Annotated in this window: 12 protein-coding genes; 6 read left to right on the forward strand and 6 right to left on the reverse strand. The window is 67.0% G+C overall.

What is annotated here, in order from left to right; genetic code table 11:
* The first annotated feature begins 126 nt into the window (after window positions 1–126).
* Genes ABH935_RS45640 through melA form a run of 4 tightly spaced genes read left to right on the forward strand, consistent with a single transcriptional unit; the run spans window position 127 to window position 4102 of the window.
* Complete coding sequence (locus ABH935_RS45640) at window positions 127–990, forward strand: carbohydrate ABC transporter permease (protein WP_370384258.1); 864 nt, start codon at window positions 127–129, stop codon at window positions 988–990.
* Window positions 990–1823 carry a carbohydrate ABC transporter permease gene (locus ABH935_RS45645; protein WP_370384259.1) on the forward strand — a complete coding sequence of 278 codons (834 nt, stop codon included), beginning with the start codon at window positions 990–992 and terminating at the stop codon, window positions 1821–1823. The genes ABH935_RS45640 and ABH935_RS45645 overlap by 1 nt, the downstream gene beginning before the upstream one ends.
* A gap of 45 nt (window positions 1824–1868) precedes the next feature.
* The gene (locus ABH935_RS45650; protein WP_370384260.1) at window positions 1869–2768 is read left to right on the forward strand and encodes an SIS domain-containing protein; all 900 of its coding nucleotides are present in this window, start codon (window positions 1869–1871) and stop codon (window positions 2766–2768) included.
* Between the two features lie 14 nt (window positions 2769–2782).
* Window positions 2783–4102: an alpha-galactosidase gene (gene melA / locus ABH935_RS45655; protein WP_370384261.1), complete on the forward strand. Its 1320-nt coding sequence runs from the start codon at window positions 2783–2785 to the stop codon at window positions 4100–4102.
* 362 nt (window positions 4103–4464) lie between these two features.
* Here the strand turns inward: melA and ABH935_RS45660 are convergent, their stop codons facing one another.
* The 3 genes from ABH935_RS45660 to ABH935_RS45670 all read right to left on the reverse strand — a co-directional run bounded on the left by ABH935_RS45660 (window position 4465) and on the right by ABH935_RS45670 (window position 8999).
* Window positions 4465–5694 (reverse strand): Gfo/Idh/MocA family protein, encoded by a 1230-nt coding sequence (locus tag ABH935_RS45660; protein WP_370384262.1) that lies wholly within the window; start codon window positions 5692–5694, stop codon window positions 4465–4467.
* 453 nt (window positions 5695–6147) lie between these two features.
* Complete coding sequence (locus ABH935_RS45665; RefSeq protein ID WP_370384263.1) at window positions 6148–7188, reverse strand: N-acetylglucosamine kinase; 1041 nt, start codon at window positions 7186–7188, stop codon at window positions 6148–6150.
* A 1076-nt stretch (window positions 7189–8264) separates the two neighbouring features.
* Window positions 8265–8999, reverse strand: coding sequence for a TetR/AcrR family transcriptional regulator (locus ABH935_RS45670; RefSeq protein WP_370384264.1), 735 nt, complete (start codon window positions 8997–8999; stop codon window positions 8265–8267).
* Between the two features lie 333 nt (window positions 9000–9332).
* On the opposite strand from ABH935_RS45670, the gene ABH935_RS45675 reads away from it, so the two are divergent.
* A complete protein-coding gene (locus ABH935_RS45675) occupies window positions 9333–10154 on the forward strand; it encodes a DeoR/GlpR family DNA-binding transcription regulator (protein ID WP_370384265.1) in 822 nt (273 codons plus the stop codon).
* A gap of 213 nt (window positions 10155–10367) precedes the next feature.
* Here ABH935_RS45675 and ABH935_RS45680 read toward each other — a convergent pair whose 3' ends face one another.
* The gene (locus ABH935_RS45680) at window positions 10368–11030 is read right to left on the reverse strand and encodes a GGDEF domain-containing protein (protein WP_370384266.1); all 663 of its coding nucleotides are present in this window, start codon (window positions 11028–11030) and stop codon (window positions 10368–10370) included.
* 6 nt (window positions 11031–11036) lie between these two features.
* A complete protein-coding gene (locus ABH935_RS45685; RefSeq protein WP_370384283.1) occupies window positions 11037–11270 on the reverse strand; it encodes a DUF5999 family protein in 234 nt (77 codons plus the stop codon).
* 801 nt (window positions 11271–12071) lie between these two features.
* Here ABH935_RS45685 and ABH935_RS45690 point away from each other — a divergent pair.
* Window positions 12072–12335, forward strand: coding sequence for a hypothetical protein (locus tag ABH935_RS45690; RefSeq protein WP_370384267.1), 264 nt, complete (start codon window positions 12072–12074; stop codon window positions 12333–12335).
* A 33-nt stretch (window positions 12336–12368) separates the two neighbouring features.
* Here the strand turns inward: ABH935_RS45690 and ABH935_RS45695 are convergent, their stop codons facing one another.
* Complete coding sequence (locus tag ABH935_RS45695; protein ID WP_370384268.1) at window positions 12369–13472, reverse strand: epoxide hydrolase family protein; 1104 nt, start codon at window positions 13470–13472, stop codon at window positions 12369–12371.
* Window positions 13473–13676 lie beyond the last annotated feature (204 nt).

Raw genomic sequence — 13676 nt, forward strand, 5'->3', positions numbered from 1 at the left:
CGGGCAGGTCGGGAAAGTCCGCCCCGACCGGGACCACGCCAGGCACACGACCACCACGACGGGCGAGTCCCGCTCAGCCGGCCCGGCGCGGACGGGCGCAAGTGGACCGCGCGGCGTCGCCGCGTTGTGGCCAATCTGACCGGCTGGTCCTTCGCCGCTCCGGCCACGCTGATCATCGTCGGCCTGACCCTGTTCCCGGCCGCCTGGGCATTCCTGATCTCGCGGGAGCACTGGAACGGCCTGACCCCGGCCCGCCAGATCGGCTGGGACAACTACCGGCAGATGCTGCATGACCCGGACTTCAAGTCCGCCGTGAACCACACCGTGCTGTTCACGGTCCTGTACGTCCCAGTCGTCCTCGCCCTCGGCATGTTCCTGGCGATCGCGCTGAACCGGAAGATCCGTTTCATCGCCTTCTACCGGACCGCACTGTTCATGCCCCTGGTCGTCTCGGCCGCCGCCACCGGCATCCTCGCGAACTTCGTGTTCGACCAGCAGTTCGGCCTGGCCAACAACGTGCTCCGGGTGCTGCACCTGCCGCGGCAGGGGTTCCTCGCCGACCGCCATGAGGCCATATGGGTCATAGCGCTGATCTACCTGTGGATCAACCTGGCGTTCTCCGTCATCGTCTATCTGGCCGCGCTGCAGGACATCCCGACTGAATGCCTGGAGGCCGCCCGGATGGACGGCGCCAACCGCTGGCAGCAGTTCCGGCACGTGATCCTGCCGAGCCTGGCGCCGGTCACGGTGTTCGTCGGCGTCTGGAACACCATCTCGGTCCTGCAGATCTTCGAGCTGGTTCTGACCACCACCCACGGCGGGCCGCTGGGAGCCAGCCAGACCATCGTGTTCTTCATCTACAACCAGGCGTTCAACCTGTCGCGCTACGGATACGGCTCCGCAGCGGCATACGTGTTGTTCGGCGCCACCCTGATCATCAGTTTGGGGCTGTTCGCCTACGCCCGGCGCAGCAAGATCGAGGCCTTCTGATGAGCCGCCTGAGCCACACAATCAGCAGAGCCAGCCGCTGGCACCTGCTCCTGATGCCGCTGTCCCTGCTGTTCCTGCTCCCGCTGGTGCAGATGGTGCTGGCCTCGTTCACCTCGAACGCGGACATCAATCGGTTCCCCCCGAGGTTCATCCCGTCCGCGCTGCACATCGGCGGCTACGTGCGGCTGTTCCGCGACGCGCCGGTTGCCCGGTGGATGCTGAACTCGGTGATCGTCTCCGGCACCGCGATCGTCAGCCACCTGATCCTGTGCTCCCTCGGAGGCTACGCCTACGCGCGGCTGTCCTTCCGCGGCCGGACGGTCGCCTTCGTGACGCTGGTGGCCACGATCATGATCCCCACCCAGATGCTCATGATCCCCACCTACTTCATGTTCTCAGACCTGGGCCTCATCAACACCCTCGGCGCGGCCTTCGTACCGTTCCTGACCTCGGCCTTCGGCGTGTTCCTGATGCGGCAGTTCTTCCTGTCGCTGCCCAAGGACCTGGAGGAGGCCGGCCGGATCGACGGCCTGACCACCTTCGGCGTGTTCTTCCGCATCGTGCTGCCGCTGGCCCGGCCGGCGCTGGCCACGCTGGCCGTGTTCACGCTGCTCAACTCCTGGAACGACCTGCTCTGGCCGCTGATCGCGATCAACGACCCGTCGAAGTTCACCATCCAGCTCGGGCTGATCAACTTCCAGGGCGCACACCACATCGACTGGCAGGAGCTGATGGCCTGCAACGTCGTGGCCACGGCGCCGCTGATCCTCGGATTCCTCATCGCGCAGCGGCAGTTCGTCCAGACGATGAGCATGTCCGGCATCAAAGGCTGAACGCCGCCGCGCGTCCCCCGACGGACCTTCACCGAACGGAGTCTCATGTCCTCTCATGTCGAAGCTGAGCTGGCCGACCAGCCAAACTGCTGGCGGCGGGCTGCCTCGCTAGCCGCCGCGGCCCACGGCCTGCCGGAGCCCGGTGCGCGCGTGGCCGTCGTCGGCTGCGGGACCTCCTGGTTCATGGCCCAGGCGTACGCGGGCCTGCGCGAGGCGCGCGGACTGGGGCACACCGACGCGTTCGCCGCCTCGGAAATGCCGGCCGGCCGCGACTACGACCGGGTTCTGGCCCTGACCCGCTCGGGCACCACCACTGAGGTTCTGGACCTGCTCAGCGCCGTGAATGCGCCGACCACCGTCATCACCGGTGTCGGCGAGGCTCCGGCCGCAGCGCTCGCCGACACCGCGATCGTGCTGGACTTCGCCCACGAGCGCTCGGTGGTGCAGACCCGGTTCGCCACTACGACGCTGGCGCTGCTACGCGCGCACCTGGGCGACGATCTCGACCCGGTGATCGCGCAGGGCGGGTACGCTGTGGCCGCGCCGCTCCCGGCCGGGGCTGTCAACCGCTCCCAATTCACGTTCCTCGGCACGGGCTGGACCATCGGTCTGGCCAACGAGGCCGCGCTGAAGATGCGCGAGGCCGCGCTGGCCTGGTCCGAGTCGTATCCGGCGATGGATTACCGGCACGGCCCGATCGCCATCACCGACGAGCAGTCAGTGGTGTGGATGCTCGGAGCCGCTCCCGAAGGGCTGGCCGAGCAGGTGCGGGCCACTGGTGGGCTGTGGATCGCCCAGGACCTGGACCCGCTGGTGTCGCTGATCTACGCCCAGCGCCTGGCTCTGGCCCTGGCCGCCGTCCGCAGCCTGGATCCCGATGTCCCGCGGCATCTGACCAGCTCGGTGATCCTGCGCTCGTTCCCCGTTCCCGACACCCACTACTGAAAGACAAGTATCTGATGCGTATCGTCTTTGTCGGTGCAGGCTCCGTGGTGTTTACCCGGCAGTTGCTGCACGACATTCTGTCTTTTCCCGAGCTGTCCGACGTCGAGATCGTGCTCTACGACATCGACCTCGAACGACTGCAGGTCGCCGCGGCCCTGGCTGCCGGCATCGCCAAGGCGGCCGGTGCCAGGCCGGTCCTGTCGGCGACCGCCGACCGGCGCGCCGCTCTGGTCGGCGCCGACGTCGTGGTGAACATGATCGCCGTGGGCGGGCATTCGGCCATCGTCACCGACTTCGAGATCCCCGCAGCCGCCGGTGTGCGCCAGACCATCGGTGACACCCTCGGCATCGGCGGCATCTTCCGGGCGCTGCGCACGTTCCCGGTCCTGCGGGACCTGGCCGCCGACATGCAACAGGTGTGTCCCGAGGCCTGGCTGCTGAACTACACCAACCCGATGGCCATGAACATCCAGTACCTGACCGCCATCGCCCCGCAGCTGAAGGTCGCCGGGCTGTGCCACTCGGTCTACTGGACTGTGCGCGGGCTATGCGACCTGATCGACGTGCCGTTCGCCGAGGTGGACTACCTGTCCGCCGGGGTTAACCACCAGGCCTGGATCCTGCGTTGGCAGCACGCGGGCCGTGACCTGTACCCGGCGCTGGACGCCGTCATCGCCTCCTACCCGGAGCAGGCTCGCCGAGTGCGGGTGGACATGTACCGGCGGCTGGGCTTTTTCCCCACCGAGACCAGCGAACACTCCTCGGAGTACGTGCCCTGGTATCTCGGGCGGGACAGCGAGATCAGCAGGCTGCGAATCCCGGTCGGTAGCAAACTGCGCAGCAGTGCCGAGAACCTGGCCGTCTACGACGAGCTGCGCGCGAGCCTGGCCGCCGGCCGTATGCCGGACACCGACTGGGAGGACGCGGCCGAGTACGCCCCGCAGGTGATCCACAGCCTGGCTACCGACACCCCGCGCACCATCCAGGTCACCACCGCCAACACCGGCCTGATCACCAACCTGCCAGCCGGCGCGGCGGTGGAGGTCCCGGCCGGCGTCGATCGCCTGGGCGTGCACCCGCGGCACGTCGGTGCGCTGCCTGCGCAGCTGGCCGCCCTCAACCGGCACTTCCTCAGCGTCGTCGAGCTGGTCGTGGCCGCTGCCGTGGAAGGCGACCCGCGGCATATCCGGCACGCCGCGATGTCCGACCCCGCCACCGCCGCGTCGCTCACCGTGGAGCAGATCTGGCAGCTGTGCGACGCGATGGTCGTCGCCCACGGCGAGGCGCTGCCCGAACCACTGCGGTCGGCGCCGCTGGCGGCCGGGGTCGGCTGAGGGGTTCGCTACGAAGTTCCCAGAACCGCGGGGCACATCGGTGGGTTGCCGGCCAGGCGTATCGCGTGGCCGACAGCTCACCGCCATACCGGGTCGATCGGCGACGGGGTCTGTCAAGAGACCGCCGTCGCCGTTCGTTGGGGACCTTCATCTCACGAGGCAGTCCGTCCGCCGCTGAACGGCCGGGAGCCCCGTTCGACGGGACGCCCGAATTGGAGACAGTGCCCTTCGGAGGCCACGGTCGTCTCCGGATTCGGGCTCACGATAAGCGGCGGCGATCGTGTCGAGCGGGTGCCGGGTGCCCGGTGGCGACTGGGTGGGACAGGACGTCGTCGGCCTGGTGACGCGGTCAGGGCGCCGCATCACGCTCCTGAAAGCAGCTTCTCGACGTCCACCGCACGCTTCTCGCGCACCGAACGCCACAACGCCTCCCCGACCGCGACCGCATAGGCACCGTCCGAACTGTCAGCCGTCAGCCCGAGCTCACGTGACGCCTCACTTGCGCCGAGCAGAAGGTCACGCCGCGCCGGCTCGTCCGCACCGTCATGAGCACCGGTCACGCGCGCGAACTCGTACACCGTCGCAGGGTTCTCAAAATCGCGAACCACCACCGTGTCCGGAACGCTGTCGTCGGACTGAAGGCAGAAGTCAGCCGCCAACTGCCCGCCGGTCCCACTGATGATCAGGCGGTAGCCCTCCCAAGGGCTGGCGAAGTCCACTGAGTACGCCAGACTCTGCCCGCCCCGATACCGCACCACCGCCGAGTACGTGTCCTCGATGTCGATCTCGGCGTCGTGGATGGTGAGCTCCGAATCGGGCTCGTACTGTACGTAATACGGCAGCCCATGATGGTCGACCCGCGCCGTGACCGAAGTCGAATTCAAAGCCGAACCCGAAGTCGGCGCAAGCGCATCCGCTGGCAGCACCAGATCCCCGCCTGACCCGTAGTGATTCAGCGCGCCGTAGCCGAACACCTCAACCGGCCGTTCGTCCAGCCACCAGTTCACCAGATCGAGGTGGTGACAGCTCTTGTGCACCGACAGCCCGCCGGACAGTGCCCGCATCCGGTTCCACCGATAAAAGTACGAAGCCCCGTGCCGCACATCGACCTGCCAAGCCAGGTTCACATGCGTGACCCGCCCGACCGCCCCGCCTTGAAGCAGCCGCTTGATCTGCTGATGCCGCGGCGAGTATCGCAGGTTGTGCGCGACCCGCACCGACGCCCGGCTGGCCGCTTCCGCGGCGAGCACCCGGCGAGCGTCTTCCGCGGTCGAGACCATCGGTTTCTCGGTGATGACGTCGATATCGTGCGCCAGCGCCGCGAGGATGTACCCGGAGTGCGTGTGATCCGGCGACGTCACGATGATCGTGTCTGGACCCACCTCCGCCACCATCGTCTCGAACTGCTCCGGCAGGTAGTGCTGGATCTTCTCGCCATGGGCGAACCGCCGCGCGAACTCCTCCACCCGCGCCGCGTCCGGATCCACGATCGCGACTGGCAGCCCGAGCTCCCGCTCCGGATCGTTCAGCATGGGAAGCACGAACATCGCCAGCGCCCGGTTGCTCAGCCCACAGACCGTGTACCGCACCATCAGTCCATCCTTCGAATCAAAGCCCTGGCGGTCGTGTCAACGCGTCGCGGCACGTACGTGGCTGGAGTCGACGATCTGCTCCATTCGTACGATGGGTCCACCGCGCACAATGAATGAGTGCGCGACGCGTGCGACCATGTCCTTGCCAATGTCCTTGTTGTGCGTTGTGTAGCGGGCAAGCGACACCACACGTTCGCTGTCGGCGACATAGGTGTCGTCGTGGGTAGTTCACTCATCCCACTCGGCGGCCACGCGCTCGAAGACCCCCGTGATGACGCCTCCTGGTGTGCGGCAGGTGCCGGCCAACGAGAAGCCCGCAAGGATCGTGCCGGCAATCCAGCCGAACGGTCGTCTGAGGGCCGCCGAACGCCACGGCTATGGGTGGGATCGTGGCAAGGCCCGATCCCACCCATCTGGCTCATGTTGATGGTCACGGCTTTGAACGGACCGATCTCACGGTTCAAGCGGTGCCCTCTTGCCGGTTCTGCGGCCGTTGGGGTCCGTGTGCTGGACACGTGGTTCTCCTTCGGGAGAAGCAGAACCCGGAGTCGGCGCCGCGAGAGGGACACCGTGGAGCTTCATGGCGTAGAGCGCCGATCCCACTACGGGACTGTGCAACGGTGTGCAGAGCCGATATCCCGGGCCTGCGGCCTGGAGGGCTTGCGCGAACGAGGAGCGGAAGGCCGGCGCGTTGAACATACCGCCCGAGTAGGAGACCGAGATGCGCTCGCCTTCCTCGTAACCAAGTCGGGCATGGCAAGCTTCGACGAGCCTGACTAGTTCCTGCCCCGCCCTATGTAGGATCGCGACGGCTTCGCTGTCGCCGGCGGTGGCCGCCTCAACTACGACCTTCGACAGGGCCGCGATCTGGGCGCGGCGCCCACCCCAGCGTTCGTGAACCACACCCACCAGTTCGAGGTCGCGATCAATGCCGATGTGCTCGAGAAGGAGCATGTACAGCGGACCGCGCGGCAGACGTCCGTCGCTCATCCGGCCGAAAGCGTTGAGGCCCTGGACGGCGACCCAGTACGCCGAGCCTTCGTCGCCGAACAGCTCGCCCCAGCCGCCGGCTCGATGCGCGCGGCCGAGCCGCTCGCCGTAGGCGATCGAACCGGTGCCGGCGACGACGCTGATGCCGTCATGCCCGCCAAGCGCCCCGGCCCAGGCGCCGACGACATCGTTGTCGCAGGCGAAGCGGTCGTGTTCGAGAAGACCGCGCACGATAGTGGACAACAGCGGAACGTCGGCGCTGACCTCACCGTATGCGGGCAGGCCGAAGAACGCGTGGTCGAGGTCGGCTGGGACGATACCGGCGGCGGCGGTCACCTTCGCGATGCCGTCGCCGAGCACGCGCTCGACCAGCTCGATCCCGGAGGCGAAGTAGTAGCAGCTTGGCCCGAGCGCTTCGGCCATCGTTCGGCCGGCGCCATCGAGTATGACGAAGGCCGTCTTCGAACCGCCACCGTCGACGCCCAGGTAGTAAGACGTGGTCATGACCGGTCCTCCGTGATGGCACCAGCGGGGCCGGCGGGTCTTACCGGAGCTGTTAAGAACGTTTTCGCCAACGGATGAATCGTCACGCCCCGGACGACCCGCCGCGCGAACAACCGCTCGGCACCGTCGGCCAGCTCGGCTGCTGCTGCCTGCCCCTGCCGCTGGAAGAAGAACGCCTCAAGTCCTCGACGCTGGTGGACGAGCCGGACAGTCTCGTGCCGCACCACCCGCTGTTGCCGGCCCCCGCAGTAGGGCGTCGCGTGAAGGAGGACTGCGCGCAAATCAGCGGCACTAGGCATGGACGATTTCCTTCCATTAGGCATGTTCCCCCTTTGTGGTTGCCGCCGCCGCATGGAAGCAGTCAAAACTGAGGGCTGGCTCGCTGCACAGCGAGTGCGGTCACGGGCGGCCCACCTCGTCGGTCCCGGCGCCGCGAACGCTGTGCGGTACGTGCTGGGGGCTCGGCACGCCGCGGAAACCGTGGTCGCGGTCGGCTTGGGTGTCATGATTCATTCGCTTCACTCCGTGCCGAGACCTTTCGGTAGCTCACGACGGACAGAGCCTTCGTAGGGCATGGGCCGTTCGCCTCGATTGATTTTCCGCGTGCACAGCCATTTCGATCCACGAATCACGAAGAAGCGAGCAACGGGTTTGCGCGTATCGCCTACTGGCGCTTTGCGCTGGCATCCCCGCCCGCTGCGGAGCGCCTACTCGTTGGGTGAGCCGCCGTTGGCTAGGCCGAGCGCGGAGGTACATGGCCCGTTGTTCGCCGTATTCTTCACGTTGACTGTTCGCATAGGCCGACTGGCTAGTCCCCAGCCCGTGTTGTGGTTGCTGGCGCCCGCGGCGAAAAGATGGATCGACCCTACGATCCGCCGTCGCCGCGAGGAGGTCGCCGTGGCCAGCGGGACGACGGTCTCGCCAATGTCGCCATCGACTGGTGGCACGACACTGACGGGGGCGGGTGACGTGGCCTGCCCTCGGCGGTGTGCTGGGCCGAAGCGCACGGACACCGTGCTGGATGAGACGCCTACGCTCGGTTTTCCGTCGCCAGACACGCACCGAACGGTTCGATTTCAAGAAGCGCGATTAGGGCGAGGCTGCAAGCGATTGTTTGCGTGCATGCCCTCACCGCGTACGGCGAAGCTGGACAGGCCAGTATCGAGCAGTCTTGCAGCGCGACGCACCTCAGCGGTGACGGCCTGGCGTACTTGGGCCGGGCTCTTGCGCCCGTCCAGGTGTTTGCAGGATGAGTTGACCTGGATGCTCCACAAGCCGAGCAGGGCCGCAGCGGCGATCTGTGGTTCGGGGTCTGACGCGTCCATCATGGCCCTGTCGGCAAGAATGCGGCACGCTGCGTCGGTCATCTGCTGAAGCATGTTGCGGTGATGGGCGCGCAGCGTCGGCGTGTCGCGGACCATGGCCTCGAACCGCTGCACCGCATTCGCGGCCCAGGTCTGGTCGTGCTGGGCTTCAAGCCACGAGATGAGGTTGTCCAGTTCGCCGGCGAGGATCTGCAGCATCGCCTCCAGCGGAAGAGTCTTCGGGTCGGCCAGGGAGGTCTCCAGGGCGGCGAGCAGTTCGCCGGGCAGGTCCAGGACGAGCGATTCCTTGGTGGGAAAGTAGTTGAACACGGTGGTGGGGGATACCTCACAGACCTCAGCGATTTCAGCCACGGTCACCGCGTCGAAACCACGCTCCAGAAACATCTCGGTGGCGGTGTCGACTAGAAGTTGACGGGTGGCGTGTTTGCGACGCTCGCGCAGCCCCTTGGCCGCCTGGGGCTCGGTTCCCGGCGCTCGCAGAGCCATCCAGTCGACGGTATGAGAACTCATAGCCGACCAGGTTACCCCAGGCTATGATCATGGTGTTACACTCAAATTGATGTCACACCAGATTCCCGCTGGACCTAGAGCTGGACAACCCAAATAAACCCGGCCGCGCCATGGCTGACTTCTTCAGGCTAGAGGGCGGCAAAGTCGTTGAGCGCTGGGACGTGTGATTCAGGAGGTGCGATGACCGCAGCGAACGACAACGGGACGTTCTGATGTCTCCTCAGCAAGGCGTGCCGCGTTGCCACTGCCCGGTGGGCAGGGCAGCGGACGGGTAGAACCGTACGACGTGAAGCGAGAAGGAGTCAGCGCGTGCGTACACCCAATGCGGATACGGCGCCGCACAACTTAGGACACAAACGCTGCGAGCGGATGCGTCGGCTGCTCGCGTTGCTCGCTGCGTGCTCCCCTGGGGACGCGCCGCTGACGCTGGACGAACTTGTGGCGGAACTCGGTGTGTCGAAGGCGACGCTTCGTCGCGATCTGGCCCAGCTGGAGGACGCCCACACGGTCGTGCGTACACATGGGGGAGTCCGTGCTGGAGTCGACGGCGTCAGTGAGGTCCCGCTGCGGCTGCGGACTCAAGCGAGCCTGGCCAAGCGGGCCATCGCTCAGGCCGCAGCGCAGCTGATCCCCTGCGGAGCGCCGCATACCTTGGCGGTGTGCGGCGGGACCACTGCGACGGAAGTCGTCCGGGCACTGCGTCGTCGCCGGGAGCTGACGTTGATCACCAACGCACTCCCGATCGCTGCCGAGGCTGCGGCCTGGTCCGACATGAGGGTGGTCATCGCCGGAGGGCTGGTGCGCGCTCACTCGCTGGAAGCCGTAGGGCCGTTGTCCGAGGCCGCGTTCAATTCGTTCACGTTCGCTACTGCGATCCTCGGTGCGGATGGCGTGAGTTCTGAGCACGGGGTGACTACGCAAAACGAAATCGAGGCGCGCACGAATCATGCCATGGTCAGGCACGCGCGTCGGGTGATCGTGGTCGCGGATGCGACGAAGATCGGCCGGGTGACGCGCGCTCAGCTGGCCCACATGGCCGAGGTGCACGACCTCGTCACCGACGCACAGGCTGATGCCGAAGAGCTCAGCTTGATTCGCGCTGCCGGGGTGCATGTCCACGTCGCCTGCTGACATCTGAAGTGGCCAAAAGGCGGAAGCCGGAACCGGCTCGGCGACCCAACCGCCCCGCGGGCGCTTCGCTTGGTTGGGCCGTCCGTCCCAGGCCTTCGCTGGGCGCTCGGTATTCTGGACGCGCTGCGCGAGATCGTGTCCAGAAGGTCATGGCGCACGCACCATCCGCGTAGGCCACCACGGATCCGATGCCCCGCCCCGCTGGCAGCCCAGTCACTGTGCCCCAATCAGCTCGTGCCGAGACCGGAGCCCATTCGGGAGGAACATCCCGGGCGTGAATACGACGGGTCCAGTTCGTCGCTGCTTGGCATGATAGAGCGCGATGTCGGCGCGTCGGAGGAGTGCGCTCCACGAGTCGTCAGGGTGGTGCAGGCTTGCGAGCCCGGCTGATGCGCACAGGACGATGCCTGTGCAGCCGTAGGGGCCCTCAACGGTCAGCGGATCCCGGATGCGTGAGGTGATCTCCGTGAGAACGGCGAGCGTCGACGAGGCTGAAATCCAGGGAAGTAGGATCAGGAACTCGTCCCCGGCCAGACGGCCGGGGAAGGCTCCGGGCGGGCACACCTTGGACAGTCGGGCGGCCATGGCGTTCAACAGGGCGTCCCCGGCCTGATGGCCCCATGTGTCGTTCACCGATTTGAAGTCGTCGAGATCTATGAGCGCCATCGTGACCGGCTGGCCGGCGGCCCGGTCCTGCTCGAATTGTCTCCGCAGGCCGGCGCGGTTGGGGAGCCGGGTCAGCGGATCGTGTTCGGCCAGCCAACGGTTCACGGTGAGTTCTGCGTGGCTCCGGCGAAGCCGGGGCACCTGCAAGGCGGCTCCAAGGGCCGCCCCGTTGACTCCAGCGGCGAGTGGATACAGGACGGACAGCAGCATCGCGGTTCACCCCTCCCCGTCCGTGCGCCGATTGCCAGACACCCGACAAGGAGGGATGGCCGTCCCGTCGGGGAGGAGTTCGCCAGTGTCGTCGAAGCAGACAACGCCGTTGCACAGGAGCCACCAGCCCTGTCCGGGATGCGACGCCACGCAGGTCGCGGCCGCGTGGTCAGCGGCTTCCGCGGGCGGGCAGGTCGGCTGATGCGGGCAACTGGCGGGCGGAGCGACGTCCTCACGCATCTGGCTCGTCTGAATGGTGTCAAGTGCCATAGTGGCCGCCTCCTTGACTTCGTACGTAGAGCCAGATGCCCTCCCGACTGACCCCGACCCGGCCTTGAACGTACTGGTAGCTGGTAGAACTATGGCCAGTTTCACTCGAATTTGTGTATACGACTCAGAAATGCGCAGCTTTGGTGAGCGATCTAAGCGAATCGACCCTGCGCCTCTGACTGGACTCCAGATACCCGGAGGTCGTAGGTCGACGGCACGAGGCAGCAGTGTCGACGCCGGGTGAAGCACGACCGGCCACTGGCCGTCGCCTGGCGTGATGTGGCTCGGCTTGAGAACGTGCCGTGTTTGGGCCGGCCGCGGTGGAACCGGCTCTGGTCCGGTGGTTCGGGCGCCGCGCATGGTCAGATAGGCCGGATCTTGGGGTAGTAGCCGGGACGCCAGGGTGTGCACCAGGTGCCCGTCCAGCAGCAGGGGATGATGCGGAGGTCGGCCCAGACGGTGAGGGTTCGCCCGGCCACTGCTTGTGGGACGGTCGTGTTCTGCTTGCCTGGACCAGCGTCAGCGATCCGCTGGGCGGAACCCGGATCTTCCATGCGGGGGCGGTTTCGGACAGGTCGGTGGGGGCGAGTCCACGACGTCCATCGAAGCGACCGTCGGGTCGATGTCGAGGGCTGGCACCACTGCCGCTGCGGCGAGCTCCTCGCGGGCAGGTCCGTGCGGCCGAATTTCTCTGGCCGGGGCGATCGGCATCGGGGTGTGGACCCCGATGTTCTTCGCGCTGGTTGGATCCGAAGCCGTATCCCGCTGGCGGTGCTGGGGGTCGCTGTGGCGCTGACCTTCCACGGCCTGATGTACGGGTCGCAGGCCGTCTTCTTCGCGAAGCTGTTCCCGAGCAGCGTGCGGTACTCCGGCGCTTCGATCGGCTACCAGGCGGCCTCGGCCGTGGTCGGCGCCCCGGCGCCGCTGATCGCGGTGGCGATCCTGGAGCGCGACGGCGGCAAGACCACCGGGTGGCCCTCGCGGTACCTGGGGCTGGTGGCCTTCGTGACCGTAGTCGCCCTGTATTTCGCGTGAGAGGCCCGGACGGTCTCGCTGTCCGGCGCCGCCTCAGCCGAGGCTGGCGAAGAACTCCACAACGTCGTCGACCAGTACCTCAGGGTTCTGGTGCGCGGTGTAGTGGCCGGGGGTCTGGTAGACGTTCCAGCGCACGATGTTCGCGTGGTCGCGCTCGGCGAAGCGGCGGATGCCGAAGAAGTCGTTCGCCGAGCCGGCCAGCGCGGTCGGAGCGGTGGTCGGGCCGTCGGCTTTCTCCTGGTCCAAGACCATTTCGCGGTAGAAGCGGATCGCCGAGCCGGCGGTGCCGGTGTACCAGTAGGTGGCGACGTTGGCGATGACGAAGTCGTCGTCGAGGTTCTCCGGCAGCAGCTGGATGTTCCAGCCGAGCAGCCCGATCGGCGAGTCGGCCAGCGCGTGCGCGAGCGTCTGCGGCTGCTGCGACTGGAGCTGGTTGAAGGCTCCCATGTTCTCCCAGAACCAGGACAGGGTCTGCAGGGCCTGCTGCTCCTCCTCGGTCAGGTCGGCCATCTCGGCCGGGTCGCCCGAGGGGAACGAGAACAGCTGGGTGACGTGCACACCGATCACGTGCTCGGGGTCGAGGCGGCCGATCTCGGGGGAGAGCATCGAGCCGGCGTCGTTGCCGACAGCGCCGTAGCGCCGGTAGCCCAGCCGGGCCATCAGCTCCGCCCAGGCCCGGGCCGTGCGGTGCAGGTTCCAGCTCCGGGCGGTCGTCGGGCCGGCGAACCCGAAGCCCGGGACCGCCGGGATGACCAGGTCGAAACCGGCGGCGGTGAGCGGCTCGACGACATTCAGGTACTCGGCCTGGGAGCCCGGCCAGCCGTGGGTGAGGATCAGCGCGGTGCCGTTCGGCGTCTGGGACTTCACGTGCAGGAAGTGGATGTCCTGGCCGTCGATCTCGGTCAGGAACTGCGGGTAGGCGTTCAGCCGGGCCTCGTACGCCCGCCAGTCGAAGCCGTTGCGCCAGTACTCGGCCAGCCGCCGGACCCGGGAGAGCGCGGTGCCGTACTCGCCGTCGGTGCCGTCGATCACGTCCGTCCACCGGGCCCGGTCCAGGCGGTCGTTCAGATCGTCGATCGCGGCCTGCGGGATCTCGACGCGGTAAGGACGGATCGCGGTGTTCTGCTGCGCGGTCATGAGGTGGCTCCTAGTCGGAACGGAATCACTCGTTCTGTTCTGTTTCCACTGTAGCGGAACAGAGCATTCCGTTCAAGTGCCAAGCTGAGCACCCGCCGAACTCGCCAAGTCCCCCGCCCCGGACCGCTGTCCGGCCGAATAGCCCAGGCCGACCGCAACGACGAGGCGATCGTCCGCGCCGCACGCGAAGTCTTCGTCGCCGAT

Source organism: Catenulispora sp. GAS73, from assembly GCF_041262085.1.
In the GTDB taxonomy this organism is placed as follows: Bacteria; Actinomycetota; Actinomycetes; order Streptomycetales; family Catenulisporaceae; genus Catenulispora.

Excerpts from the sequence above, each read along its gene's own strand:
- ABH935_RS45670 (WP_370384264.1), bottom strand. The coding sequence starts at position 8,999 with ATGGCTCTGCGAGCGCCGGGAACCGAGCCCCAGGCGGCCAAGGGGCTG.
- ABH935_RS45650 (WP_370384260.1), top strand. The coding sequence starts at position 1,869 with ATGTCCTCTCATGTCGAAGCTGAGCTGGCCGACCAGCCAAACTGCTGG.
- melA (WP_370384261.1), top strand. The coding sequence starts at position 2,783 with ATGCGTATCGTCTTTGTCGGTGCAGGCTCCGTGGTGTTTACCCGGCAG.
- ABH935_RS45680 (WP_370384266.1), bottom strand. The coding sequence starts at position 11,030 with ATGCTGCTGTCCGTCCTGTATCCACTCGCCGCTGGAGTCAACGGGGCG.
- ABH935_RS45685 (WP_370384283.1), bottom strand. The coding sequence starts at position 11,270 with ATGCGTGAGGACGTCGCTCCGCCCGCCAGTTGCCCGCATCAGCCGACC.
- ABH935_RS45695 (WP_370384268.1), bottom strand. The coding sequence starts at position 13,472 with ATGACCGCGCAGCAGAACACCGCGATCCGTCCTTACCGCGTCGAGATC.
- ABH935_RS45665 (WP_370384263.1), bottom strand. The coding sequence starts at position 7,188 with ATGACCACGTCTTACTACCTGGGCGTCGACGGTGGCGGTTCGAAGACG.
- ABH935_RS45645 (WP_370384259.1), top strand. The coding sequence starts at position 990 with ATGAGCCGCCTGAGCCACACAATCAGCAGAGCCAGCCGCTGGCACCTG.
- ABH935_RS45660 (WP_370384262.1), bottom strand. The coding sequence starts at position 5,694 with ATGGTGCGGTACACGGTCTGTGGGCTGAGCAACCGGGCGCTGGCGATG.